The following is a 25,219-nucleotide window of genomic DNA, read 5'->3' on the forward strand; positions in this document are numbered from 1 at the left end:
TCTCGACTCCGCTTTTTATTATGCAAGTTCTATGCCAGCTCGGTGCGATGCTGTCATGATGGATGCGAAGAAAAATTCGTGCAGACGTTTGCGCTTATTCTGCAAATTATTGCATGCCTTCATTTGCAAGGCCGTATTTATCCATTTTGTAATATAAATTTCGAATGCTGACGCCGAGGGCTTTCGCTGTTTTCGTACGGTTAAAATGATGCTTTTCCAGCGTTTGCTGAATCAAGTGCGCTTCAAATTTTTCAACGGCCTTAGACAGCTTTTCGCCTTCGATGTCAGGAAAATCAAAACCGGCTCCCTGTTCTGCGCTGCTTTCTTTTTGTTCTATTTCAAATACAGGCAAATGCTCTTTTTCAATCCATTCCATGTGCGGCTTCAGAAAAATCATTGCTCGTCCAAGGACATTTTCCAGCTCGCGGACATTTCCCGGCCAATGGTAAGCCGACAATGCCCGCAAAGCCTGCTGGGTCAGTCCCTTTACATTCCGGCCGTAATCGCGGTTAATTTTTTGAATGAGCCTTTCACTGAGCGCTTCAATGTCTTCAATCCGGTGACGCAAAGGAGGGATAGAGATGGGATAGCGATTGATGCGGTAGTACAGATCTTCACGGAACGTCCCATCCGCCATTGCTTTTTCGATATTTACATTTGTGGCTGCAATAATTCTCACATTAACAGGGATTGCCTTCGTGCCTCCCACTCTGACGATCTCTTTTTCTTGAAGGACGCGCAGCAGTTTCGCCTGCATATTTTGCGTCAGCTCGCCGATTTCGTCTAAGAAAATGCTACCGTTATTGGCTTCTTCAAATAAGCCCTTCTTGCCGCCGCGCTTCGCTCCCGAAAACGCGCCTTCCTCGTAGCCAAACAGTTCTGATTCCAGAAGATTTTCTGAAAGAGCGGCGCAATTTACGCGGATGAATTTATTGTATTTCCTGTCGCTTTCGTTATGGATGGCATGGGCAAACAGCTCTTTGCCCGTGCCCGATTCTCCGCGCAGCAAAATCGTTGCCGGCGTTTTCGCTCCAAGCTTCGCCTGTTCAAGCGCAACCAGCATTTGCTCACTTTTGCCGATAATGTCGTCAAAGGTATATTTCGCTTCGAGCGTGCGGATAATCTGCCTGGCCCTGTTAAGCTCCGCGGTCAGCATTTTAATTTCTGACACGTCATGGATCACGCCGACACTGCCTTTTAAAATGCCATCCACAATCACCGGCGCTACATTGACGATGACCTCTTTTTCATTCGGGCCGACCTTCATTCTGACGCCGCGCACTGGGCGTCTTGTCTCAAGCACCTTTAAATGCATGCTTTCCCCTTCAGAAATATCAGTGCTCGCCGGCTTGCCGATGACTTCTTTTTCAGAAAGCCCAGTCATTTTTGTGTATGCTTTATTGATCAACAGGCCAATGCCGTTTTCATCAACGACAGAAATCGCCTCGTCGGAGGATTGTATAATCGCCTCCAGCATCGTGCGCACCTGTTTTAGATTTGTCACTTCCTCCGCCAGTTCGACCGCATCTGTAATATCCTTAAATACACTGAGTGCTCCGAGCAGACGTCCGCCTTCATCAATGATCGGCAGCCTTGTTGTTACAATTTGCAAATTTTCACCCAAGAACTGTTTTTGATTGTATTCAGGCTCTCTCGTTTTTAAAATCCGAGGCATCTTTGTGCTCGGGATGACTTCTTTGATCGGACGTCCAATGACTTCCTCACGTTGTTTTCCCACCATATTTTCAGCCATATGATTAAACAGAATGATCTCTTCATTGATATCAATAAAAATCATTCCGTCGTGGGTGGAATTAAAGATTCGGTCATGTTTGTATGTTTGTTCTTTTAGCATTTGAATCAGCTGCTGTTTTTCTTCCATAAGCTGAAACACAATGTAAGCCATCTTTCCCGGCATAACAATGGTCTGCGCGTGTTTTTCCTGAAGGAGTTCGTCAAGTACAGCTTGTTCACCCGTTGTATGAATAACGATATCCGGCTTTTGTTGTATGTATGGTTTCCAATCAGATGAAACGGCAATTCCATAATGTTTTGCTTCTTTTAATCCCGGCGCTTCGGGGTTTTTGTCAACCACGGCAATAATGTCTATGATGGCTGTTTTAATGAGAATTTGTAATAACGCCGTTCCCCTTTTACCGGCACCTACGATCAGTACCTTCTGCATCCCGATACCCCTTTGTATGAAAAAATTTGCATACCTGTTTTTTCCGTTGCAATAATTTGCACAACCCTATGTTACCACGTTTTCTTCTCTTGACAAAATATTTTTTCCGCTGGACAATAAAGGAAATGAAAAATAAAGGGGTTTTCTGAACATGAGCCGACTTCTTGCGCTTTTGATTTTAGTGCTCCCCGGCGCCATTTCTGCTTTAGGCATTAAACTGATGAGAGATATGCTTTTCGGCCATACGGTAAAGCCATTTTCTTCTCTTTGGCTCCAAGGTTTATCAGGATTAATCTTTTTCGTTTTCGGCCTGTATGTGCTGGCCGGGTTCATTTTGTACAGAGACAGAAAACGCAATCAAGTCAGTCCGCGATTCAGAAAACAAAAGATGTAAAAAAGCCGGAGAATGCTCCGGCTTTTTTGTTCGCATTATTTATCAGGCAAGACGGTCTTGGCAATCGTTTTGTCCAGCGCTTCATAATCATAATAAGAAATCGTTTCATACAGCTCCTTACGCGTCTGCATATCATCAAGCCCTTCTTTTTGCGATCCGCGCTCCCTTATCAAGCTAAACATCCGTTCATAAGCCTTTGCCGCAGCTCTGAGCGAGGTGACCGGATAGATCACCATCTGAAACCCCATAGCAGCAAATTCATCTGCATGATAATACGGCGTTTTCCCAAACTCAGTCATATTGGCAAGAAGCGGGACAGGGATCTGTTCAGCAAACTGGCGAAATTCGTTTTCCGTTTGAAGCGCTTCAGGGAAAATTGCGTCCGCTCCCGCCTCAATGTATGCCAAAGCGCGTTTTATTGCGGATTCAAGTCCTTCCTGCGCTCTTGCATCTGTACGGGCGACAATCACAAGCGATGGTGCCGCTTGTTTCATGGCTTTTATTTTTTGCACCAATTCCTGAGCCGGGACAAGCTGTTTGCCATTCAAATGCCCGCATTTTTTCGGAAGCTGCTGGTCCTCTATTTGCACTGCTGCCACCCTTGCTTCCAGCATCTCGCGGGCGGTGCGGGCAGCGTTTAATACCCCGCCAAAACCCGTATCGATATCAACGAGCAAAGGCAGGTCTGCTGCGCGCACGAGATCTTTTGCCCGCTCGGCCATTTCTGCCGACGTAACAATTCCAAGATCAGGCAGCCCCCTGCTGGCCGTATAAGCCGCACCCGATAAGTATAAGGCAGAAAAACCGGCCTCCTTCGCAAGCAAGGCGGCCATCCCGTCATGAGCGCCGGGAATTTGCAATATTTCCGGCGCACACATCAGCTTGCGGAAGCGTTCAGCAAGTTCTTCTTGTGACGATTGCTCATTGACGATCCAAGACAAGATATGAGTCCTCCTTTCACATACAGAACATATCGACAAAATCGTTTACGCGTATCGTTTGTAATGTTTCAGAGCTGGTGCAGCGCTTGTAAATATGTTTTTGCTGCTTCTCTGGAAAATGGGTTTTAAGATTCGCAGAAAACTTTTCTAACAATTTTGGCACAGCCTCGTCTCTTCGAAAACGATGGCCCAGCGGAAATTCACATTCAACCATCTCTGTACTCGTTCCGTCTTTAAAATGAATCTGAACGGCATTTGAAATGGAGCGTTTATCTGGTTTGAGATAATCTTCCGTATATGCTTTGTTTTCAGTCACTTCCATTTTTTCTCGAAGTTTATCTATTCTTGGATCACTTGCCGTATCAGCCTCATAATGCTGTGCAGTGATATCACCGAATATCAAACCAATCGCTGTGATGTATTGCAGACAATGATCGCGATCCGCGGGATTATGCAGCGGGCCTTTTTTATCAATGATGCGGATAGCTGATTCATGCGTTTTGATAACAACACGGTCAATTTCATCGATACGGTCTTTGACATGCGGATGAAGAATGACGGCACACTCTGCCGCTGTCTGGGCGTGGAATTCCGCAGGATAAGAGACTTTGAACAACACATTTTCCATGACATACGCGTCAAGCGGGCGGGCGAGCTTGATCTCTTTCTTGTTCAATAAGACGTCTTGAAAGCCCCAGCCCGGAGCAGTCAAAGCTGTCGGATAACCCATTTCGCCTTTTAACGCCATCAGTGCGAGATGAACGCCCCTGCTGGTCGCATCTCCTGCGGCCCACGATTTGCGCGAGCCTGTATTAGGCGCATGCCGGTATGTCCGCAAGGCGGCACTGTCAATCCAAGCATTCGAAAGCGCATGATTGATTTCTTCCCTTCCGCCGCCCAGCAGCTTTGCGGCTACAGCCGTCGTTGCCACCTTGACAAACAACACATGATCAAGCCCGACACGGTTTAAGCTGTTTTCTAAAGCCAGCACACCTTGAATTTCGTGAGCCTTGATCATCGCTTCAAGGACGTCGCGAACCGTTAATGGCTCTTTTCCTTCAGACAGCCTCACTCTTGATACATAATCAGCCGCCGCAAGAATGCCCCCCAAGTTATCTGACGGATGCCCCCACTCCGCCGCAAGCCACGTATCGTTGTAATCAAGCCAGCGGATCATACATCCTATGTTAAATGCCGCCCGTACAGGATCAAGAACATATGACGTTCCCGGCACTCTGCTTCCGTTTGGCACAATGGTTCCGGGGACAATCGGGCCGAGCAGCTTGGTGCATTCGGGATAGCGGAGCGCTAAAATCCCGCAGCCGAGTGTATCCAGCAAAACGTGACCTGCCGTTGTAAACGCTTCTGAACTCGTAATCTCTTTCTCAAGCACATAGTCTGTTATTTCTTCAATGACATGATCCGTTTTCAGCATTCGCCCCATTCCTTTCATGAGTTGGATTTGTTCTCATATCGCGGACCTGTATAGCGGACACGCGGGCGGAACAAGCGGTTATTGGTATGCTGTTCAATCACATGTGCGCATAAGCCTGCCGTTCTCGCACTGAAAAAGACAGGTGTATACAATGGAATTGGTATACCCAGCATCCAATATACCGGGGCGGCGTAATAATCCAAATTTGGATAAAGCCCTTTTTCCCGCTCCATCAGCTGCTCCCCTGCTTCACACATTTCGTATAAACGGTGATCTCCGGCTTGATCGCATAACTGCTGAAGCGCTTCTTTCATCATAAGCGCTCTCGGGTCCATTTTTTTCATGTACACCCGGTGGCCGAAGCCCATGATTTTTTCTTTTCTTCTCAGTTTCGATAACAGGATTTGTTCAAAATCAGCCTTTGTTTTTGCCTCCAAAAGCATATACATGACCGCTTCGTTTGCGCCTCCATGAAGATTCCCCTTCAAAGAAGCTACTGCTCCTGTCAATGCGCCATAAAGATCCGATTGTGTTGAAGCGATCACCCTGGCCGTAAAGGTTGAATTCGGCATCTCATGCTCACTGTACAGAATGAGTGAACGGTCAAAGATCCGCTCTTCCAATGCGGACGGTATTTTCCCTGTCATCATGTATAGGAAATTCGCACTGTAGGAAAGGTGCTGAAGCGGAGGAATCGGTTTTCCTTTATTTATCTTTCTATAGCTGCTTGCTGTGAGCGCAGGCATTTTCCCTAAAAGCTCATAGGCGCGCTCCTTGTTTGCAGAAGGCGACCGATCGTCAATTTGGCGGTCGTAGCCGGCAAGAGCCGATACCCCGGTTCGCAGACAATCCATCGGATGTGTATGTTCAGGCAGCAGCTCAAGAAGACGGACAAGGTCAGCCGGCAGGTTTGAAGCGCTGTTGACCTTCCTTTTGACAGTTTCCGTTTCATTTTCATCCGGCAGCCTCCCCTCCAGCAATAGATGCACCAGTTCTAGATAGCTTTTGGTTTTTGAAAGATCAATTAAATCATAGCCTCGAATCAATATCTGGCTGTACTGTGTGTCAAGATAAGAAATATCCGTTTCTGCCGCGACGACCCCGTCCAGACCTGGAGAAAAAGGCTGTTTACCATCCATATTCTCAACCTCCGCTTTGCGTTATTATCTGTCAGATTGCGCCAAGCAGGTGCTTGGAAATAATGAGTCTTTGAATTTCATTTGTGCCTTCATAAATTTGTGTTACCTTTGCATCCCTAAGCAGCCGTTCGACCGGATAATCCTTCATATAACCATATCCTCCATAAATCTGGACTGCCTCAAGGGCAGCCTTCACCGCTGAATCGGAAGCAAATTGTTTAGCCATGGACGCTTCCTTTCCGCAGGCCAGGCCGCGGTTATGGAGATCTGCCGCATGATAGACAAGGTGCCTTGCCGCCTCTGCTCTTGTCGCCATATCGGCGAGCTTAAACGATATGCCTTGATTGGCTGCGATAGGCCTGTTGAATTGGACACGCTGTTTCGCGTAAGCAACCGCATATTCCAGGGCAGCCTCTGCGATTCCCAGCGCTTGTGCTGCAATGCCGATGCGCCCCACATTCAGATTCGCCATCGCGATTTTAAATCCATCGCCCTCTTCGCCCAGCAAATTCTCTTCCGGCACTTCCGCATTTTCAAATATCAGCTCTGTTGTATTGGACCCGTGAAGCCCCAGCTTTCTTTCTTTTTTGCCGACTGTAAAACCCGGTGTGTTCTTTTCAACGATAAAAGCCGAAATCCCGTTCCTGTTTTGGCCTGGGGCTGTTAAAGCAAACGTAATATAGAGGTCGGCGGCACCGCCGTTTGTTATGAAAATTTTCGATCCGTTTAAAATATATTTGCCGTTCTTTTTGATTGCTGTGGTGCGAAGGCTCCCGGCATCCGATCCAGAGTATGGCTCAGTCAGCGCAAATGCACCCAAATAGCTGCCTGAGGCGAGTTTCGGTATATATTTCACTTTTTGCTCTTCGTTTCCGAAGTACAAAATCGGATTTGTGCCCACTGAGGAATGAACCGAAAGAATGACACCGACCGCCGCGCTGATTTTAGAAATCTCATGAATGGCCAAAATATAAGAAACAACGTCCGCTCCAGCGCCGCCATACTGTTCCGGCACTGGTATTCCCATCAAGCCGTGTTCACCCATTTTCTTCATTAGCTGAAATGGAAATTCATCTGTTTTCTCCATGACCTCCGCAGCAGGAGCAATTTCTTTTCGGGCAAAATCCCGCACCATCTTTCGCATCATGACTTGCTCTTGGGTTAAATGCAACTCGGCCACCCCCGGATTGGAATTGACTTCAGGTATTCTTCTCCTCGCCGTAATGATAAAAGCCGCGTCCGCTCTTTTTGCCGAGCCACCCTGCTTTGACGTACTTACGAAGCAGCGGGCAAGGACGGTACTTGGAGTCTCCAAGCCCGGAGTGAAGGACTTCCATAATCGACAAACACGTGTCCAGCCCGATAAAATCAGCTAATTTCAGCGGACCCATCGGGTGATTCATGCCAAGCTTCATGACCTGGTCTATTGCGTTTGGCTCAGCTACCCCCTCATAAAGACAATAGATGGCTTCATTAATCATTGGCAGAAGCACACGGTTGGAGACAAATCCGGGAAAATCATTGACTTCGACCGGTGTTTTCCCCATTTTTTCTGCTAATGCCGTAATGGTTAATGCCGTTTCATCTGATGTCGCCAGGCCGCGAATAACTTCAACCAGTTTCATAACAGGGACGGGGTTCATAAAATGCATGCCAATGACGTGTTCTGGACGATTTGTGACAGCTGCAATTTCTGTTATAGGCAAGGAAGATGTATTGCTGGCCAAAAGCGTATGAGCCGGGCAAATATGATCAAGGTTTTTGAACAATTTAGTTTTTGCCGTCATGTTTTCTGCAATTGCTTCAATCACAACATCCGCATGCTGCGCCTCCTCCAGCGCGGGGGAAAGCGAAATGCGGCTGATAACAGCCTTCACTTCAGCTTCCGTCTTTCTTCCTTTTTCAGCAGCGCGGTTCAAATGCTTTTTTATGTGCTGAAACCCCGTTTCCGCTGCCTCCGGATTCAAATCATACAGCCGCACATAAAAGCCGGCTTCAGCCGCTGTTTGGGCAATTCCGCTTCCCATCTGTCCGGCGCCGGCTACCATGATATGTTTGATTTCCATTCAAATCCCCTTCTCCGTCAATGCTTTAATGAACTTGAACCAAGACAGCGTCTCCCTGAGCCGCCCCGCTGCAAATAGCAGCAATACCCAGTCCGCCTCCCCGGCGCTTTAATTCGTACACAAGTGTCATCAAAATTCTCGCACCGCTAGCGCCGATCGGGTGGCCCAGCGCAATCGCTCCGCCATTTACGTTTACTTTTTCAAGATCAAATCCGACGATTTTTTCACATGTTAATACAACAGAAGCAAATGCTTCATTGACTTCAAAAAGATCAATATCCTGTAATGTAAAACCGGTCTTTTTGAGCAGCTTGTTTATTGCGTATCCCGGAGCGGCCGCAAGCTCATGCGCTTGCATTCCGGCTGTTGAAAAACCAAGAATGGTTGCAAGAGGACGCTTTCCTAGTTCAGCTGCTTTTTCCTCAGACATTAATACAAATGCTCCCGCTCCGTCGTTGACTCCCGGTGCATTGCCGGCTGTAATGGATCCGTCACTTGAATAAATCGGAGAAAGTTTCGCAAGCTGATCGAGAGTGGTATCGCGGCGAATCGCTTCATCTTTGTCAACAATGTTTGTTTTTCCTTTCCGGCCAAGCCAGCTGACAGGAACAATTTCTTCATCAAACTTTCCTTCATCGGCCGCCTCGGCCGACCGCTTGTGGCTTCGAAGGGCCCATTCATCCTGCTCTTTACGTGAAATTCTATATTCCTTGGCCGCCGTATTTCCGTGAACGGCCATGTGCACTTCATCAAAGGCGCACATTAATCCGTCATAAACCATTAAATCCCTTAGCTCACCGTTACCCATCCGCGCGCCCCAGCGGCCAGCGGGAACAGCATACGGAATATTGCTCATGCTCTCCATGCCTCCAGCAACAAGAATGTCCGCATCATGCGCCCGAATCATTTGGTCACATAGAGTGACAGCGCGAAGGCCGGAGGCGCAAACTTTATTCAGCGTTTCCGATGGCACACTCCAAGGCAGTCCGGCTATACGGGCAGCTTGCCGGGAAGGTATCTGGCCCGCACCGGCTTGGACAACCATACCCATGACCGCGCCTTCCGCCTGATCTCCAGAGACTCCGGCACGCTTCAACGCCTCTTTCATAGCAGCGCCCCCGAGTTCAGCAGCTTTTACTTCTTTTAATGCCCCGCCAAATTTACCAAACGGGGTTCTCGCAGCACTTACAATAACTGTTTTCCTCATAGTGTCACCTCAAATCAGAAGATAGACAGCGCTTACATTTCTTGATGTCTTCTATGAATGTATGCTTTGAAACAGGTATGAATGAATGAAAAAAGAAGGCTGCTCCGGCAGCCTTCTTGAAAACTAATTTCTTCTATTCAATTTCTTAGCGATGGCAGCAGCCCGCTCAGGAAAATCTGTGAAAATGCCGTCTGCTCCCATTTTCATCAAATGCTCCATATCGTCTGGCCGATTGACTGTAAAAGGCCTTACCTTAATCGAACTGTTCCGCATTTGATGCAGCACTTCATCCGTTACCGCCGGGCTATGCAGCTTTGGGTGGTAGCCGGCTGCCGGAATGGATTTTACATATTGATCAGCCTGATAAAGCACATCTGAGGTCAGCACCGCCCGCTCAATATGGGGTGCCAGCCGGCCGCATAAGGCTAAGCTTTCATGATTAAATGCGGACAGAATCGTTCTTTCTTCTATTTTAAATCGCTTTACTGCCTCAAGCACTTTTTCTTCCATTCCTTCATAGCGGATCACGCTGTTTTTCAATTCAATGTTAATCAGAAAATCCTTTTTTTCAGCCCACGAGAGCACGTCTTCTAGCAGCGGCACCCTTACATCGCCGACTGTTTGATGATGACCGGCATCCGCATTCGCGGTTTTCAAGACATCGTACACCGTGTCTTTTACGAAACCTTTTAAGGATGTCGTCCGGTCGAGCCTTTCATCATGAATAACGGCAATACGTCCGTCTTTTGTCAGCTGAACATCAAGCTCTATTCCGTCTGCTCCGTCTTCAATCCCTTTTTCAAATGCAATCATTGTATTTTCGGGATAATGACCTGATGCCCCCCGATGGGCAAAAATCTTTGTCATTGTTTCACCTCAAGCCTAAAGTTGCCCGTTTTCTTCATTATACTGATTTTGGCCTTGTCACTCTAGAATTAAGGTTTCTTGTACTCAGACTATTGCGCGTAATAAGAATCGATCCCCGCGACAATCGCGTCTGCAGCTTTTTCCTGATATACTTCACTCCCAAGCTTGTCCGCATCAGAGCTGTTTGTAATAAATCCAAGCTCAGCCAGCACGCTCGGCATTTGTGAATATGTAATGACATAAAAATCTGATTCTTTCACACCCCTGTCTCTTGTTTGTAAGGATGATACCAGCTCTGACTGAATATCTGATGCCAGCCGCTGACTGTTTTCCGCTTCATAATCAGACTGAAAGTACGTTTCCGTTCCTGAAGCGGAGGAAACGCCCGAATTCACATGGATACTGACAAAAAGATCGGCATGGTTTGCACTTGCTTTTGCCACTCTTTCCTCCAAGGTCAGAAAATGATCATCTGTCCTTGTAGCGACAGGATTCGCTCCTTCCGCTTTCAGCTTGTCCACAACATGACGGGAGACAGCCAAATTAATATTTTTCTCTAAGAGTCCGTTTCCGACTGCCCCGCTGTCTTTGCCGCCATGGCCGGCATCAATATATACCGTCTTCCCTGCTACCGGCTCTGCCGCTTGCGCACAGGGTGCGAGCATAAAAGCCAATCCGCATATCGCTAAACTCCTCCATAACATTCTCAACGTTTCTCCCTCCGGTCTGTCATTACGAATTCTTTTGCTGCTGAATATCTTCCAGCTGTAAGATTCCGTTCTCTTTTTTTATATATTTCACCTGGACATTTGTGTGATCTGGCAGATCCTCACAATCATCACGCTTGTCTCTCGGAACTTGTATCATGGTTTCTTCTCCGTTAAGGGAAACAGCGATTGTATGAGGATTGGCCGAGCCAATGTATTTGCCCTCTTCTGTAAACCTCGGAGCTGATTCATCCGCGCTTGCAATACTGCATCCGGAAAGCAGCAGTACAGTAAACAGAAATAGACCAGTTTGTTTCACATGATCACCTCTTCCTGATGTTTGGCTTTTATCTTTGACCAGAATGGCGGATTTGTAAAGCTTGCACAAAAGCCGGTACAACTTTTCCATGATTTTCAAAAGGGCTATCTGACCTGCTGATTTCCTGTTGTTAGAAAGAAAGCAAGCGGATCTGTCTATGAGGATGTCTCTAAAAGAGCAGCATTTTAGAAAAAATTAGCTGAAAGAAGCAACTTTATATTCATTTTTAAAAAATTGATGAATACGGTGAGCAGATGGTTTGACGGAAGGGTTGGGCAGGCGTAAGCTTTAAAGAATATTTACTTTACAGAAAGAAGTTACAGCTCATGAAAAAATTCGTTCTGCTGCTAGCCGCAGCGGTCATCACTTGCTCCATTGGCCATCAAATCAAAGGCGGCTACAAAAGCCCCGAAAAAGAGCGAAGAAAACCACATTCGGCACTCAAGATATTCAGCCGGTGAAGCAGATTGATTGCATCAAATTTTACATATAGGCTAGAATATGTGCGAATCCAAACGAAAGAAGATGATCTTATGAATCCAAAGTACAAACCGCTCTTTGAATCATTTACATTCCGAAGCGGCGTTACGATTGACAACCGGATCGCGGTTGCTCCAATGACCCATTATTCTTCCAATGAAGACGGTACGATTTCTGAAGCGGAGCTGGACTATATCATCCCCCGTTCAAAAGAAATGGGAATGGTGATTACAGCATGCGCAAACGTCACGCCTGATGGAAAAGCGTTTTCCGGACAGCCAGCCATCCATGACGACTCACATATTGCCGGGCTAAAAAGATTAGCCCAAGCCATTCAAGCACAAGGGTCAAAAGCGATTGTGCAAATTCATCACGGCGGAATTGAATGCCCTGCTGAGCTCGTTCCGAATCAGGATGTTGTAGCGCCAAGTGACGTTTCTGATAACGGCAAACAAATGGCCCGCGCCTTAACAGAAGCAGAGGTTGAAAACATCGTGAAGGCTTTTGGAGAAGCGACAAGACGCGCCATTGAAGCCGGATTTGACGGTGTCGAAATTCACGGTGCAAACGGCTACTTGATTCAGCAGTTTTATTCTCCAAAAACAAATCAGCGCACAGACCGCTGGGGAGGAAGCGATGAGAAACGATTAGCCTTCCCGCTTGCTATTGTGGATGAGGTGAAACAAGCAATTGCCGATCACGCGAAGGGTGCATTTTTAGTCGGCTACCGCCTGTCTCCGGAAGAGCCAGATACACCGGGACTGACAATGACAGAAACCTTCACGCTTGTTGATGCCTTAGTGGAAAAAGAACTGGATTACCTCCATATTTCATTGATGGACGTCAACTCCAAAGCGCGCCGCGGGGCAGACCCGACACGTACGCGCATGGACTTATTGAATGAACGTGTCGGACACAAGGTGCCTCTGATTGCTGTTGGTTCCATCCATTCTGCTGATGACGCGCTTGCTGTGATTGAAAACGGTATTCCGCTGGTGGCGATGGGGCGTGAAATTTTAGTTGATCCTGATTGGGCTGTAAAAGTAAAAGAAGGACGCGAAAAACAAATTGAAACAGTGATAAAAGGGACAGACAAAGAAAAATATCACTTGCCTGAGCCGCTATGGCAAGCGATTGTGAACACACCTGGATGGGTTCCTTATAAAGATTAATTTGACGTGACTGCCGGAATGTTTCGGCAGTCTTTTTTATAAAAAAAGACCCTTAAGAAAGGGTCCTTTTCGTCAATCGAATAGTTTGTGCACATATTTAAATGGCAAAATGAGAAGCTGACCAATTCCTTCGGTTAGAAAATCGAACAGCAGTCCGTCACGTTTTCTGTTTTTCTTTTTTCTCTTTTTCATTTTATGTCTCCTTTATACCTCATATTGCTCTTTTTACTACGAACATACAGCGTAAAGGGTGTCAATCCGTTTTTGACTTTCTGTTTCTCATGGTCCAACCAACGAATATACATACGACCATTGCAGCAAATGAAATGAAGTCAATCAGCATGCCTATTTTGTGTGACTCCACGATGATGTTTGAATTGACACAAAGCGAAAGGATAAATATAGCCATCAACAGCCCGTATTTTTCACACATTTTCGATCACTCCAATCGTATAAACAAATATTCACCCATCTACCGCATTCATTATAACAGATTTATCCAAAAACAAAACGCCTCCTATTTATCAGCGGAAACCAATAAATAAAAGACGTTTGATTTAAGTGCTTGTGCTGATCATGCTTAAGAAGCCTTATGCTCTAATCTCAGCTTATCTGCAACCATCGCAATGAACTCTGAATTTGTAGGTTTTGCCTTCGTCATGCTGACCGTATAGCCGAACAATGAGGAAATGGAATCAATATTCCCTCTGCTCCATGCCACTTCAATCGCGTGGCGGATCGCTCTTTCAACACGGCTAGCGGTTGTGTTGAATTTTTTGGCGATGTCCGGATAGAGGACTTTTGTAATACTGCCGAGCAGCTCGATATCGTTGTACACCATTGAGATCGCTTCACGCAGATAGAGATAGCCTTTAATATGTGCAGGGACGCCGATTTCATGGATAATGCTTGTGATGCTCGCGTCGAGATTTTTCCTTTTTGGTTCAGGCTGGCTGCTGCGTATAATGCTGCTTTGTGATGACGGTGCGCGATGCGTCACACTGCTGGCATTTCCGCTGACCTGGCGAATATGGCCGACAAGGTTTTCCATATCAAACGGTTTGAGAATAAAGTAGGACGCTCCTAAATCGACGGCCTTTTTCGTGACATCTTCCTGCCCGAAGGCTGTCAGCATGATGACGTTTGGCTGTTTTTTCAGGTCGGATTCTCTCAGTCGCTCTAAAACAGCCAGTCCGTCCAAATGAGGCATAATAATATCCAAGACGAGCACATCAGGATCTTTTTCTTTAAATAGCGACAGGCATTCCTGTCCATTATACGCAACTCCGATGACTTCCATGTCTTCCTGTCCTTCTATATATTCACTCAACAGGCTTACCAGCTCTCGATTATCGTCAGCAACACAAACTTTAATTTTCTCCACGTTTCTTCCTCCCCCAATGTAGTTAACAGGATTCCACCTTGCTACATGTTTACATTCGACAAAACCGCTATATACCCTCTAAAAAAAATCATAACTAACAATAATAGTGGCATATCTTCGTTATTCTATGTTTTTCTCTGTTTTTCGACTAAAAATGAAATTTGACAAATAAGGAAACGTGAATTTGTCGAAAAATCTTCTTTTGTTCATTTTAACGTATGTATGATGAGAAGTGAAGAGGGGGAAAAGCAAAAAACTGCCGGAGATCCGGCAGTCAGCTTGCTTTTTCTTTTCCGTAAATATCGATTCCTGCTTCAGACAGCATCCATTCAATATGCACACCGTAACCGCTTGTCGGGTCGTTGACAAACACATGGGTGACAGCGCCGACAACCTTTCCATTTTGAATGATTGGGCTCCCGCTCATGCCTTGAACAATGCCGCCTGTTTCCTTCAGCAGTCTCGGATCGGTAATTTTCAAGACCATTCCTTTTGTAGCCGGAAATTTTTGCGGTGTCGTGCTGACGATTTCGATATCAAATTTTTCTACCTTATCATCATCAATGACCGTTAAGATTTCCGCAGGCCCTTTTTTCACTTCATTTGAAAAGGCAACCGGCAGCGCCTTATCTGAGATTTTGTTTTTAATCGGCTGATGTAACGTGCCGAAGATTCCAAATGGGCTGTTTCTGTTAATGTCCCCGATCGTTTTGCGTTCAGAGGAAAATCGCGCCAGTTTTTCTCCAGGATTTCCGCCTGTCCCTTTTTCAATTGATGTCACAGTCGATTTGACAATTTCTCCATCTTCCACGACGATTGGTTTTTTCGTATCCATATCGGAGATCACGTGGCCAAGCGCTCCGTATTTTTTTGTTTTCGGCTCATAAAAAGTCATCGTGCCGATGCCTGCGGCAGAATCCCTGATATATAGACCGATTCGGTATTTGCCTTCAGCTTCATCCTTTTGAGGAATCAGCTTTGTTTTGATCTTCTGTTTATCACGTTTGATCAGCAAATCAAGTGACTCTCCGGTGTTTCCCGCTTTTTGAATAAACGGGGCAACATCATTCATTTTTTCAATTTTCTGTCCATTCATCTCAATAATAATGTCGCCTGCTGTAATTCCTGCCGATTCACCAGGGGATTTTTTCCCTTCGCTTGTGTTAATTTGATGAAATCCGACGACAAGGACTCCCACGGAATGAAGTTTGACACCGATGGATTGCCCGCCCGGTATAACTTTTAAATCCGGAAGAACTTGCACTTTTGTTTTTTTGATTGGAAATCCGGCAAGATCATATACTAATTCTGACTGGCCTGATTTTTTGCCTGTGACTTTGATTTCATGCGGGTCTTTCTCAACTGTAAACGCTTCTGATGATTTTTCCTGGGCGTTTACCGATAAACTCGTTTCAATGGCTTGTGTTTGGGTTTCAAATACTCTCATTTGCGTTGGAATCAGTAAATACTCTTTTAATGGTTTGCATAAACCTACACTTAATAACGAAACAAGGAGAATTAAACCTATTGCTTTTCTGATGTTATCCGGCATTCACTACTTCACTCTCCTCGCTCCTACCCCACACCTTCTTTATGAATTGCTGCTACATCATTACTTTTGCCTTCTCAGCCCTTATTTATAACTGTCTTATAAAGAAAAACATTGGATATACTGATGAACGAATGGATGTGTATACAAAAAAATAAGCTGCGCATATCGCGCAGCTTACCCAGTTGTTTTGACTTGATCCGCTTGTTTTAACAGCTCTTTCGCATGGCGTTTCGTCAAGTCTGTAACTTCAACTCCTGCTATCATGCGTCCGATTTCCGTCACCTTCTCTTGTTTAGTCAGCGGCTTTACACGCGTCGTCGTTCTTCCGTCTTTTAATTCTTTCGCAATGTAAAGATGGGTATCGGCCATGGCTGCTACCTGAGGCAGGTGCGTAATGCATAGCACTTGTGATCCCATCGATACTTTGTGAATCTTTTCAGCAATAGCCTGAGCGACCCTGCCGCTTACGCCTGTATCTACCTCGTCAAATATAATCGAGGTAACGTCCTGCTGTGAGGAAAAAATGCTTTTAATGGCAAGCATGACCCTCGACAGCTCTCCGCCGGAAGCGACTTTAGAAAGAGATTTCAGCGGCTCGCCCGTATTGGTGGAAATTAAAAACTTCACCAGATCAATCCCTTGTTCAGTGAGCTGAACAGGCTGTCCGTTTACGACCGGCGCTTCCTCACCGCGGGTCGCCGTTCTGACCTTAAACTCCGTATCGAAAGTCGACTTTTCCATATATAAGCTTTTCAGTTCACGATGGATTTCCTCAGCCAGCTTTTTCGCCCACGTTTTTCGGATTCGGGAAACGTTTGCCGCTTCCACTGCAACATCTTTACCAACCGAATCCAGCTCCTGCTTCAGGCTTTGCAGATGGCTGTCTCTGTTTTCAATTTGATCAATCTCTTCTTCAATTTTAGAAGCATATTCTAAAATATCCTCAACGGTTGCCCCGTATTTCCGCTTCAGCTGCTTGATCTCATTAAGACGCGTCTCAATAAAATTCAAGCGCTCCGGGTCATATTCAAGCTCATCCAGCATATTTCTCATCTGAAATGTAGCGTCCTCTAAAAGGTAGTAGGAGTTCGAAACACTCTCAGAAAGTTTTTGCAGCGGTTCGTTAATATCGGATAAATCTTCAAGCTGAGACGACGCCATTCCGACCCAGTCCAGACCGCCCTGCTCGCTGCGCAGCGCGTTATAAGCATTTTGCAGTGATTCAAATATTTTCTCAAAATTTGAAATTTGCTGGCGCTCTTCTTGCAGCTGCTCATCTTCGTTCAGTTCAAGCTTTGCTGATTCGATTTCTTCCAGCTGAAATTGAATCAGATCAAGCCGGTGTGCCATTTCCTGCTCACTTTCAGAAAGCTGCTTCAGCTTTTTAAGCAGCTTCATGTATCGCTGATAGCCTTCCTGATACGCTTGAAGTGCGCTTTCCACTTCGGCTCCCGCAAACTTGTCCAAAAGCTGAAGATGGTTTTCGTCCTCCATTAACAGCTGGTTATCGTGCTGCCCGTGAATATCTAATAAAAGCCTGCCGATTTCTCTAAGCGACGCAATCGTTACAAGTTTGCCATTAACCCGGCATACGCTTTTTCCGTTCGTGCTGATATCCCTTCTCATGACGATCATTTCATCTGAAACGTCAATCCCCTGTTCAGCACAGACGTCAAAAACGGGATGGCCGCTATCTAACAGAAACAGCCCTTCAAGCTCGGCTTTTGTTTCTCCATATCTGACAAATTCAGATGAACCGCGGCCACCGACCAAAAGTGAAATGGCATCTATGATGATGGATTTGCCGGCTCCGGTTTCTCCTGTTAAAACCGTAAGCCCGCGTTCAAAAGAAACCGTCAGTTCCTCAATAATGGCAAAGTTTTTAATCGATAATTCAGCTAACAAACAGCATTACACCTCTTATCTTTGTTAGATTTCCTTTACAGCAGCTCTAGGAGCCGGCTTTTTACGCCGTCGGTATCTTCAGGAGTCCGGCAAATTATTAAAATGGTGTCATCTCCGCAAATGGTCCCCATAATTTCGTCCCAGTCCAGATTGTCCATAAGCGCTCCGATTGCCTGGGCATTGCCCGGCATGGTTTTCAGCACAATCATATGGCTTGCTGAGTCTATTTTCACAAAAGCATCCATCAGTGACCGTTTCAGCTTAGACAGCGGATTGAAACGCTGGTCCGCCGGTAGGCTGTATTTATATGAGCCGTTATTTGTCGGCACCTTCACAAGGTGAAGCTCTTTAATATCACGTGAAACCGTGGCTTGTGTCACCTTGTATCCATCCTGCTTCAGCATGTCGACCAATTCATCTTGGGTTTCGATTTCATTGCTTGTAATGATTTCTCTGATTTTGATATGCCTCTGGCCTTTGTTCATGTAAGCACCTCTATTTCCAGCTTATCTGTTCTTATATGGTATATGATTCTCCGCAAAAAGTACATGAATGCAGAAAAAAGGAATAATAGCGCCCTATTATTCCGGTACATCTGCTTTTTTTTCTTCTTTTAACGTCTTATGTGCTTCTTCCACTATACGGCTGATTTCCTCCTCAGGCAAACCTGCACCTTCTTGACCTTCTCCCAGCCAGTGCAAATGAAGGAGAAATTCAATATTTCCGTCTCCTCCCGTAATTGGAGAAAATGACAGGCCTTTGCAGATATAGCCCTCGCCAGCCGAAAAACTGACCATACGCCGCAGGACATCTGCATGCACCTTCGGATCTCTGACAATGCCTTTTTTGCCGACAGATTCCCGGCCTGCTTCAAACTGAGGCTTGACAAGCGCAATACAATCGCTGCCCGGTACAAGCAATGTTTTTAAAACAGGCAGGATCAGCCGAAGTGAAATAAAGGATACATCAATCGTAGCAAACTCCGGCATGCCCTTTGTGAAGTCTGCCGGAGTCGCATAACGGAAATTCGTGCGTTCCATCACGACGACACGTTCGTCCTGTCTTAGCTTCCATGCAAGCTGATTATAGCCTACATCCACCGCGTACGACTGTTTTGCGCCGTTTTGCAGAGCACAGTCTGTAAAGCCGCCGGTGGAGGAACCGATATCAATCATAATTTTGTCCTGAACAGAGACAGGAAATTCTTTCAGCGCTTTTTCAAGCTTTAAGCCGCCTCTGCTCACATATTTCAGCGGGTTTCCTTTGATAGTCAACGGAAGCTCGCGGTCAATTTTTTCACCAGGCTTGTCCAAGCGGTTTTCATTCGAATACACGATCCCTGCCATAATGGCCCGTTTCGCTTTTTCCCGCGTTTCCGCAAGCCCTCTTTCCACTAGTAATACATCTAATCGTTCTTTCTTAGCCGTCATGATCCAATTCCTTTATGTGTCTTCGGCGGTGCCAGCAATCGAATTCTGTCTGCCACCTGTTGTTTCGTTAAGCCTATTTCTTCAAGAAGCGCCGTTACGCTACCATGTTCTATAAATCGATCCGGTATGCCCATTCTGTCGATCGGCGTATGATACATCCCCTGATCATGAGCGAATTCTAAAACCGCGCTTCCGAATCCGCCTTCTAAGACCGCTTCTTCAATCGTTAGAATCGGCAAGCCTTCATTTAGTATATCCTTCATCATCTTTTCATCAATCGGCTTAATGAATCGCGCGTTGACGACGCGTACGGAAAGGCCTTCTTTTTGCAGCTCTTCAGCAGCTTCAAGCGCCATTTCAATTGTTGTTCCAAATGTTAAGATGACCGCGTCGTTGCCCGGACGCAGCACCTCCCACGTGCCGATTGGGATTGTTTTAAGCTGTTCATCCATTTTGACGCCGAGGCCGTTTCCGCGCGGAAAGCGCATGGCGATCGGACCGTCGTCATAACTGAGCGCTGTATGAACCATATGCTGCCCTTCATTTTCATCCTTTGGCATCATTAAGACCACATTTGGAATGTGGCGCATAAACGCGATATCAAATACGCCTTGATGCGTCTCGCCATCTGCACCGACTAATCCGGCACGGTCAATTCCGATAAACACATTGGCGTTTTGACGGCAGATGTCATGAACAACCTGGTCATATGCACGCTGCAGGAAGGTTGAATAGATAGCCAGAAACGGCTTCATCCCTTGTAATGCCATAGCAGCTGCCATTGTAGCGGCATGCTGCTCTGCAATTCCGACATCGAACATTCGGTCAGGAAATTCCTGCGCAAAGCCTTCAAGCTTCGAACCGACAGGCATTGCCGGTGTTATCGCCACGATTCGCCCGTCCTCACGTGCCATTCGCTGTACTGTGCCGCTGACAAGGCTGCTCCATGCAGGCGCTGCGGCTTTTGGTTTTACAAAGTCACCTGTATTAATTTTATATGGTCCGGTTCCGTGCCACGTACCGGTCGTATCGGTTTCAGCAGGTTTGTACCCTTTTCCTTTTTTGGTGATCACATGCAGCAGGACAGGGCCTTTTGTTTTTTTAGCGTATTGAAGATTCTCAATCAGCTCATGATAAGAGTGTCCGTCCACAGGGCCTAAATAAGTAAATCCGAGTTCCTCGAAAAACATGCCTGAGACAAGCATATACTTCAGGCTGTCTTTGACACGTTCTGCCGTGGCGGCAAGCTTGCCCCCAACAGCCGGAATCTTCTTGAACAGGTATTCAAGCTCATCTTTCACCCATTGATATTTCCCGGCTGTTCGCAGCCGTCCGAGCATGGAATGAATAGCACCGACATTCGGAGCGATACTCATTTCATTATCGTTGAGGATAACAATCATGTCTTTTTTCTCGTCACCGATATGGTTCAGCGCTTCAAGCGCCATTCCGCCGGTCAGCGCACCATCACCGATAATCGGAATGATAAACTCATCCGTTCCTTTAATATCGCGAGCGGCCGCCATCCCCATCGCACCTGACAAGGAAGTTGAGCTGTGACCGGTTTCCCATACGTCATGTTCGCTTTCGCTCCGCTTCGGGAATCCGCAAAGCCCTTTATACTGACGAAGGGTCTCAAATTCTTTTCCCCGGCCCGTCAGCAGCTTATGGACATAAGACTGGTGGCCTACATCCCACAAAAACTTGTCTTTCGGGCTGTTAAATTCCTTATGCAATGCAACGGTAAGCTCAACGACACCCAAATTAGGGCCAATGTGACCGCCAGAAGCCGATAAAGTCGTAATCAGAAACTGACGGATCTCATCACTTAATTTCTCTAATTCATCAATGGACATGTTTTTTAAAAACGACGGGTCCTGTATTGATAAAAGATCCAAAGCGGATCAACTCACTTTCAGCATGAATTTCTGCATTGATATATGTCTTAAATGCCGAGCTGAACTCAGATCATTTCTCAGGCATAAAAAAAGACAAACGCGCTCTTCCTTTTGATTTTCATCGAAACTGCTTACATTCTACCATATGTCGTGCAGCCGCTTCAAATAAGGATCGTTTTAGTGGTCTCTTGCCGCAATTAAATCACAAAGCTCATACAAAAGGTCTTTTTGAAGGGAGAGCCCGTCGATCAAGCGCTTTGCTTCTTTTATGTGACTGTCCAATTTCTTTTTGGCCCCTTCCAGTGACAGAAGTGACGGATAAGTCGATTTGTCGTTCGTTGTATCCGAGCCGACACGTTTGCCGATTTTCTCTTCACTGCCTTCTAAATCTAAAATGTCGTCTCTGATTTGAAAACCGATTCCAATGTGGCTGCTGAAGACGCGCAATGTTTCAATTTCTTCCTCAGGCGCATCCGCCAAAATAGCGCCGGCGATGACGCCAAAACCGAGCAGTTTGGCTGTTTTCCGTTCATGAATGGATTCAAGTTCTTCAAGCGTGACCTGGCGGTTTTCTGCTTCCATATCGGCGATCTGCCCCCCGACCATGCCCTCGGTTCCCGCTGCTGAAATCAGTTCATTCACAAGACGGAGCCGCTTTTCTGCGGATACTTCGTCTGACACATGGGACGTAATCAGCTTAAAGCTTTCCGTCAGCAGCCCGTCTCCCGCTAAAACAGCCGTGGCTTCACCAAATACTTTATGGTTTGTCGGCTTTCCGCGGCGCAGATCATCATCATCCATGCAAGGCAGATCATCATGAATTAATGAATACGTGTGAATCATTTCAACAGCGCACCCGACTGGGATACCGTCTTTTTCACTTTTTCCGTACGCGTTCAAAACCGCCAGCACGATGAGAGGCCGCAGCCGTTTCCCTCCGGCCTCAAGGGAATACAGCATAGATTTTTTTAATGAATCCGGGATATTAAGGTTTTCTGTATATACAAAGAGCTGTTTTTCAACCGTTTTTTTACGCTCCGCCAGAAAGCTAGCTAATTTATTTGTCACCTTCGTCTTCCTCCTGAACACTAAAAGGTGCCAGTTCGCCGTCTTCTTTTAAAATGAAGTCCATTTGCTTTTCTACTTTTTGAAGCTTTTCATGGCACATTTTTGAAAGAGCCATTCCTTCTTGAAAGTAGTTAATTGCTTGCTCCAGAGGCACATCGCCTTCTTCAAGCTTTGATACAATGCTTTCTAAGCCTTTCATCGCTTCTTCAAACGTCATGCTTTCATTTTTTTTCATGTCTGTCATTTTTCTTCCCCTCTCTTATTTAATACTTCACAGGTCAGCACGCCATCCTTCAGCTTTACCTCAAGCTGGTCTTTCTCTTCTATCTGACTGACGCTTTTTATGAGTTCATCTTCCTTATAAGCCAAGCTGTATCCTCTTTCCATAATTTGAAGGGGACTTAGCGCGTTCAGCTTGCCAAGAACGGTTTGAAACTGAGAATGCAGCTGCTTCATTTGGATATTCATATTTTTTTTCAGCTGATTCGTCTGATCCTCATACCGTTTTCTCGCCTGTTTCAGCTGTTCATGGGGGTGCAGCGCCTCTAATCTGTAAGTTTCGCGCTCAAGCTGTCTGCTTTTCCGGTCCAACAGCGCGGTAAGCTGAGCTTGAAACTGCTGGTATGCAAGGTCAAACTGCTGCTCTTTTTGCTCAAACAGCCGCTTAGGAAAGCGAAATGCATATGAGGATTGAAGTGTTTGAACCCGTTCTTTTTTTTGGATGAGATGCTGCTGCATCGCTCTTGTCATTCTGACTTCCGCCGTTTTCGTCCGTTCCATTAAATCAGTGGTATGGGGCACTGCAATCTCAGCTGCTCCTGTAGGTGTCGCCGCTCTGATATCCGCAACAAAATCACTGATGGTAAAATCCGTCTCATGCCCGACTGCCGATATGATCGGTATGTTGGAGGCAAAGATCGCACGCGCTACGATTTCTTCGTTAAACGCCCACAGTTCCTCAATCGATCCGCCGCCTCTTCCGACAATTAATACGTCGCACGCCTGTTTTTCATTCGCCTCTTCAATGCGCCTAACGATTGATCTGCTCGCATTTTCACCCTGAACGAGCGCTGGAAGAACAATGACTTTTACAAGGGGATATCTTCTTTTTAGAGTTGTAATGACATCTCTGACAGCAGCACCTGTGGGTGATGTCACAACCCCGATTGTGGCTGGAAATGCGGGGATTTGTTTTTTGTAGCGTTCGTCAAATAAACCTTCTCCGGCTAGCTTCTTTTTTAATTCTTCATACGCTAAATAAAGCGCTCCGACCCCGTCAGGCTGCATTTCTTTTGCATATAATTGATAGTTTCCGCTCGGTTCGTATACGGAAATTCCGCCTCTCACCAGCACTTTCATACCGTTTTCAGGTTTAAAAGGAAGACGCTCGCTCTGTCTGGCGAACATGACCGACTGCATCCGGGCGTTTTCGTCTTTTAACGTGAAGTAAATATGGCCTCTCGTGTGTATCTTTACATTCGATAATTCGCCTTTAATCCAAATATTTTCAAGGTGAGGATCTACATCGAATTTTCGTTTTATATACTTTGTCAGCGCTGAGACAGTAACATACGCTGTTTCACCCATGTCTCAAACTCCTCTCGTAAGCATTCCTGCACCATAACTAAAGAAAACCCGCTCTGGCTTAAGGAGCCTGAAGAAGCGGGTATCGTGCTCATTATCCAGAGGCAGGGTTTTAGCCTGTCTCTGAATATCTCCAAAGATCTATGATAACGTACGTTTCGCAGATTTAACAGTATTATGCGCAAGCATCGTGATGGTCATAGGACCGACTCCGCCCGGAACAGGTGTAATAAAGGATGCTTTTTCCTTCGCACCTTCAAACTCAACGTCTCCGCAAAGCTTTCCGCTTTCCAAACGGTTAACGCCGACGTCAATAACGATGGCGCCTTCTTTCATCTGGTCAGCAGTGATGAAGTTGGCTTTACCGACCGCCACCACCAGGATGTCCGCTTTTTTCGTATGTTCAGATATATCTTTTGTTCTTGAATGACAGTATGTCACTGTCGCGTTTTCATTTAATAAAAGCTGGCCGACAGGTTTACCGACAATATTGCTTCGGCCGACTACAACAACCTCTTTACCGGAAAGGTCAATATTGGTTTTCTTCAAAAGCTCAACAATTCCGTGCGGCGTACAAGGAAGAAATGTATCTTCGCCTAGCAGCATTTTTCCTACATTTAACGGATGAAAACCGTCTACATCCTTATCAGGAGAAATACGTTCAATCACCGCTTTTTCAGAAATATGGTCTGGAAGCGGAAGCTGAACGAGAATTCCGTGAAACTCAGGGTCTTCATTGTATTTGTCAATAATCGAAAGCAGTTCAGCTTCTGTGAGGCTGCTGTCGAATTGATCAAGCTTAAAATTCATGCCCATTGTTTCTGCTGCTTTTTTCTTTCCCCGCACGTAAGAATGAGAAGCTGGGTCATCTCCAATCAAAATAACCGCCAGGCCGGGAGTGACGCCTTGCTTTTTAAGCTCTTCTACTTCTTTTGCCAATTGTTCGCGTTTTTCTTTTGCCGTTTCTTTTCCGTCGATGATTGTTGCAGTCATTTTCTTTCCTCCTATGATTGTTCAATATCAGATTTAATGTTAGAAAGAACCCCGTTTACAAATTTTGTCGCTTTGTCATCACCAAACCGTTTCGCCAGCTCAATCGCTTCGTTCATGGAGACATTTACCGGAATGTCTTCGGCATATGCCATTTCGTATGCTGCCAGACGCAAAATAGCACGGTCAACATTGGCAATCCGGTCAAGCTTCCAATTCACCAGATGTTTCGAAATCATTTCATCCAGCTGAACCTGGTGTTCAAGTACACCGTATACAAGCTTTTCAAAGAAAGGATCTGTCTTTTCTTCATCTAATGCGTGTTCAATGGCTTCATTCACTGCAATATCGCTGACATCAATTTGAAATAGTGCCTGCAAAGCTTTTTCTCTTGCTGTTCTTCTTTTCATTTTCTTTCTCCTTTGATCCTCTTTATCCGCTTGTCGTTAAGCCATAAAGAGATCATAACATATTTTTTTCGTATCCGCATATTGAA

24 protein-coding genes are annotated in these 25,219 nt (G+C 45.9%); 3 read left to right on the top strand and 21 right to left on the bottom strand.

Going from position 1 to position 25,219, the window contains the following annotated elements; all coding sequences use genetic code 11:
* Window positions 1-106: 106 nt before the first annotated feature.
* Window positions 107-2,185, bottom strand: a complete 2,079-nt coding sequence (locus P3L57_RS12070) for a sigma-54 interaction domain-containing protein (RefSeq protein WP_069487202.1) — start codon at window positions 2,183-2,185, stop codon at window positions 107-109.
* A 151-nt stretch (window positions 2,186-2,336) separates the two neighbouring features.
* On the opposite strand from P3L57_RS12070, the gene P3L57_RS12075 reads away from it, so the two are divergent.
* Window positions 2,337-2,579: a DUF2627 domain-containing protein gene (locus P3L57_RS12075; RefSeq protein WP_024121990.1), complete on the top strand. Its 243-nt coding sequence runs from the start codon at window positions 2,337-2,339 to the stop codon at window positions 2,577-2,579.
* A gap of 35 nt (window positions 2,580-2,614) precedes the next feature.
* Here P3L57_RS12075 and prpB read toward each other — a convergent pair whose 3' ends face one another.
* The 9 genes from prpB to P3L57_RS12120 all read right to left on the bottom strand — a co-directional run bounded on the left by prpB (window position 2,615) and on the right by P3L57_RS12120 (window position 11,260).
* A complete protein-coding gene (gene prpB, locus P3L57_RS12080) occupies window positions 2,615-3,520 on the bottom strand; it encodes a methylisocitrate lyase (RefSeq protein WP_059335393.1) in 906 nt (301 codons plus the stop codon).
* Between the two features lie 16 nt (window positions 3,521-3,536).
* Window positions 3,537-4,955 (bottom strand): bifunctional 2-methylcitrate dehydratase/aconitate hydratase, encoded by a 1,419-nt coding sequence (locus P3L57_RS12085; protein ID WP_069487201.1) that lies wholly within the window; start codon window positions 4,953-4,955, stop codon window positions 3,537-3,539.
* A gap of 14 nt (window positions 4,956-4,969) precedes the next feature.
* Entirely contained in the window at window positions 4,970-6,094 is a 1,125-nt protein-coding gene (gene mmgD / locus P3L57_RS12090) for a citrate synthase (RefSeq protein ID WP_059335395.1), read from the bottom strand.
* 31 nt (window positions 6,095-6,125) lie between these two features.
* The gene (locus tag P3L57_RS12095) at window positions 6,126-7,265 is read right to left on the bottom strand and encodes an acyl-CoA dehydrogenase (RefSeq protein ID WP_059335396.1); all 1,140 of its coding nucleotides are present in this window, start codon (window positions 7,263-7,265) and stop codon (window positions 6,126-6,128) included.
* Between the two features lie 28 nt (window positions 7,266-7,293).
* On the bottom strand, window positions 7,294-8,160 hold the full coding sequence (locus P3L57_RS12100) for a 3-hydroxybutyryl-CoA dehydrogenase (protein ID WP_069487200.1): 867 nt from the start codon (window positions 8,158-8,160) through the stop codon (window positions 7,294-7,296).
* 25 nt (window positions 8,161-8,185) lie between these two features.
* A complete protein-coding gene (locus tag P3L57_RS12105) occupies window positions 8,186-9,367 on the bottom strand; it encodes an acetyl-CoA C-acetyltransferase (RefSeq protein WP_069487199.1) in 1,182 nt (393 codons plus the stop codon).
* A 123-nt stretch (window positions 9,368-9,490) separates the two neighbouring features.
* On the bottom strand, window positions 9,491-10,234 hold the full coding sequence (locus tag P3L57_RS12110; RefSeq protein ID WP_059352389.1) for a glycerophosphodiester phosphodiesterase: 744 nt from the start codon (window positions 10,232-10,234) through the stop codon (window positions 9,491-9,493).
* An 89-nt stretch (window positions 10,235-10,323) separates the two neighbouring features.
* Window positions 10,324-10,944 carry an N-acetylmuramoyl-L-alanine amidase family protein gene (locus tag P3L57_RS12115; RefSeq protein WP_083244528.1) on the bottom strand — a complete coding sequence of 207 codons (621 nt, stop codon included), beginning with the start codon at window positions 10,942-10,944 and terminating at the stop codon, window positions 10,324-10,326.
* A 22-nt stretch (window positions 10,945-10,966) separates the two neighbouring features.
* On the bottom strand, window positions 10,967-11,260 hold the full coding sequence (locus P3L57_RS12120) for a hypothetical protein (protein WP_069487405.1): 294 nt from the start codon (window positions 11,258-11,260) through the stop codon (window positions 10,967-10,969).
* A 326-nt stretch (window positions 11,261-11,586) separates the two neighbouring features.
* On the opposite strand from P3L57_RS12120, the gene P3L57_RS12125 reads away from it, so the two are divergent.
* The gene (locus P3L57_RS12125) at window positions 11,587-11,721 is read left to right on the top strand and encodes a hypothetical protein (RefSeq protein ID WP_024122000.1); all 135 of its coding nucleotides are present in this window, start codon (window positions 11,587-11,589) and stop codon (window positions 11,719-11,721) included.
* 72 nt (window positions 11,722-11,793) lie between these two features.
* Window positions 11,794-12,912 (top strand): NADH-dependent flavin oxidoreductase, encoded by a 1,119-nt coding sequence (locus P3L57_RS12130; RefSeq protein WP_059293833.1) that lies wholly within the window; start codon window positions 11,794-11,796, stop codon window positions 12,910-12,912.
* A 580-nt stretch (window positions 12,913-13,492) separates the two neighbouring features.
* Here the strand turns inward: P3L57_RS12130 and spo0A are convergent.
* From spo0A to nusB, 11 genes are all read right to left on the bottom strand, one after another.
* Window positions 13,493-14,296, bottom strand: coding sequence for a sporulation transcription factor Spo0A (gene spo0A / locus P3L57_RS12135; RefSeq protein WP_010334880.1), 804 nt, complete (start codon window positions 14,294-14,296; stop codon window positions 13,493-13,495).
* A 274-nt stretch (window positions 14,297-14,570) separates the two neighbouring features.
* Window positions 14,571-15,848, bottom strand: coding sequence for a SpoIVB peptidase (gene spoIVB, locus P3L57_RS12140; RefSeq protein WP_024122004.1), 1,278 nt, complete (start codon window positions 15,846-15,848; stop codon window positions 14,571-14,573).
* Window positions 15,849-16,022: 174 nt separating this feature from the next.
* Entirely contained in the window at window positions 16,023-17,753 is a 1,731-nt protein-coding gene (recN, locus tag P3L57_RS12145) for a DNA repair protein RecN (RefSeq protein WP_069487198.1), read from the bottom strand.
* A gap of 35 nt (window positions 17,754-17,788) precedes the next feature.
* Window positions 17,789-18,238: an arginine repressor ArgR gene (argR, locus tag P3L57_RS12150; RefSeq protein ID WP_010334883.1), complete on the bottom strand. Its 450-nt coding sequence runs from the start codon at window positions 18,236-18,238 to the stop codon at window positions 17,789-17,791.
* 96 nt (window positions 18,239-18,334) lie between these two features.
* Window positions 18,335-19,183 carry a TlyA family RNA methyltransferase gene (locus P3L57_RS12155; protein ID WP_069487197.1) on the bottom strand — a complete coding sequence of 283 codons (849 nt, stop codon included), beginning with the start codon at window positions 19,181-19,183 and terminating at the stop codon, window positions 18,335-18,337.
* A complete protein-coding gene (dxs, locus tag P3L57_RS12160) occupies window positions 19,180-21,081 on the bottom strand; it encodes a 1-deoxy-D-xylulose-5-phosphate synthase (protein ID WP_044154645.1) in 1,902 nt (633 codons plus the stop codon). Before dxs ends, P3L57_RS12155 begins: the two co-directional genes overlap by 4 nt.
* A 177-nt stretch (window positions 21,082-21,258) precedes the next feature.
* Window positions 21,259-22,149 (bottom strand): polyprenyl synthetase family protein, encoded by an 891-nt coding sequence (locus P3L57_RS12165; protein WP_069487196.1) that lies wholly within the window; start codon window positions 22,147-22,149, stop codon window positions 21,259-21,261.
* Window positions 22,139-22,393: an exodeoxyribonuclease VII small subunit gene (locus tag P3L57_RS12170; RefSeq protein WP_024122010.1), complete on the bottom strand. Its 255-nt coding sequence runs from the start codon at window positions 22,391-22,393 to the stop codon at window positions 22,139-22,141. Before P3L57_RS12170 ends, P3L57_RS12165 begins: the two co-directional genes overlap by 11 nt.
* Window positions 22,390-23,736, bottom strand: coding sequence for an exodeoxyribonuclease VII large subunit (xseA, locus tag P3L57_RS12175; RefSeq protein WP_069487195.1), 1,347 nt, complete (start codon window positions 23,734-23,736; stop codon window positions 22,390-22,392). The genes P3L57_RS12170 and xseA overlap by 4 nt, the downstream gene beginning before the upstream one ends.
* Before the next feature lie 138 nt (window positions 23,737-23,874).
* Window positions 23,875-24,726 (bottom strand): bifunctional methylenetetrahydrofolate dehydrogenase/methenyltetrahydrofolate cyclohydrolase FolD, encoded by an 852-nt coding sequence (gene folD, locus P3L57_RS12180; protein WP_024122012.1) that lies wholly within the window; start codon window positions 24,724-24,726, stop codon window positions 23,875-23,877.
* Between the two features lie 11 nt (window positions 24,727-24,737).
* Window positions 24,738-25,133 (bottom strand): transcription antitermination factor NusB, encoded by a 396-nt coding sequence (gene nusB / locus P3L57_RS12185; RefSeq protein WP_024122013.1) that lies wholly within the window; start codon window positions 25,131-25,133, stop codon window positions 24,738-24,740.
* Window positions 25,134-25,219 lie beyond the last annotated feature (86 nt).

Source organism: Bacillus sp. B28 (genome assembly GCF_029536185.1).
Lineage (GTDB): Bacteria > Bacillota > Bacilli > Bacillales > Bacillaceae > Bacillus > Bacillus halotolerans.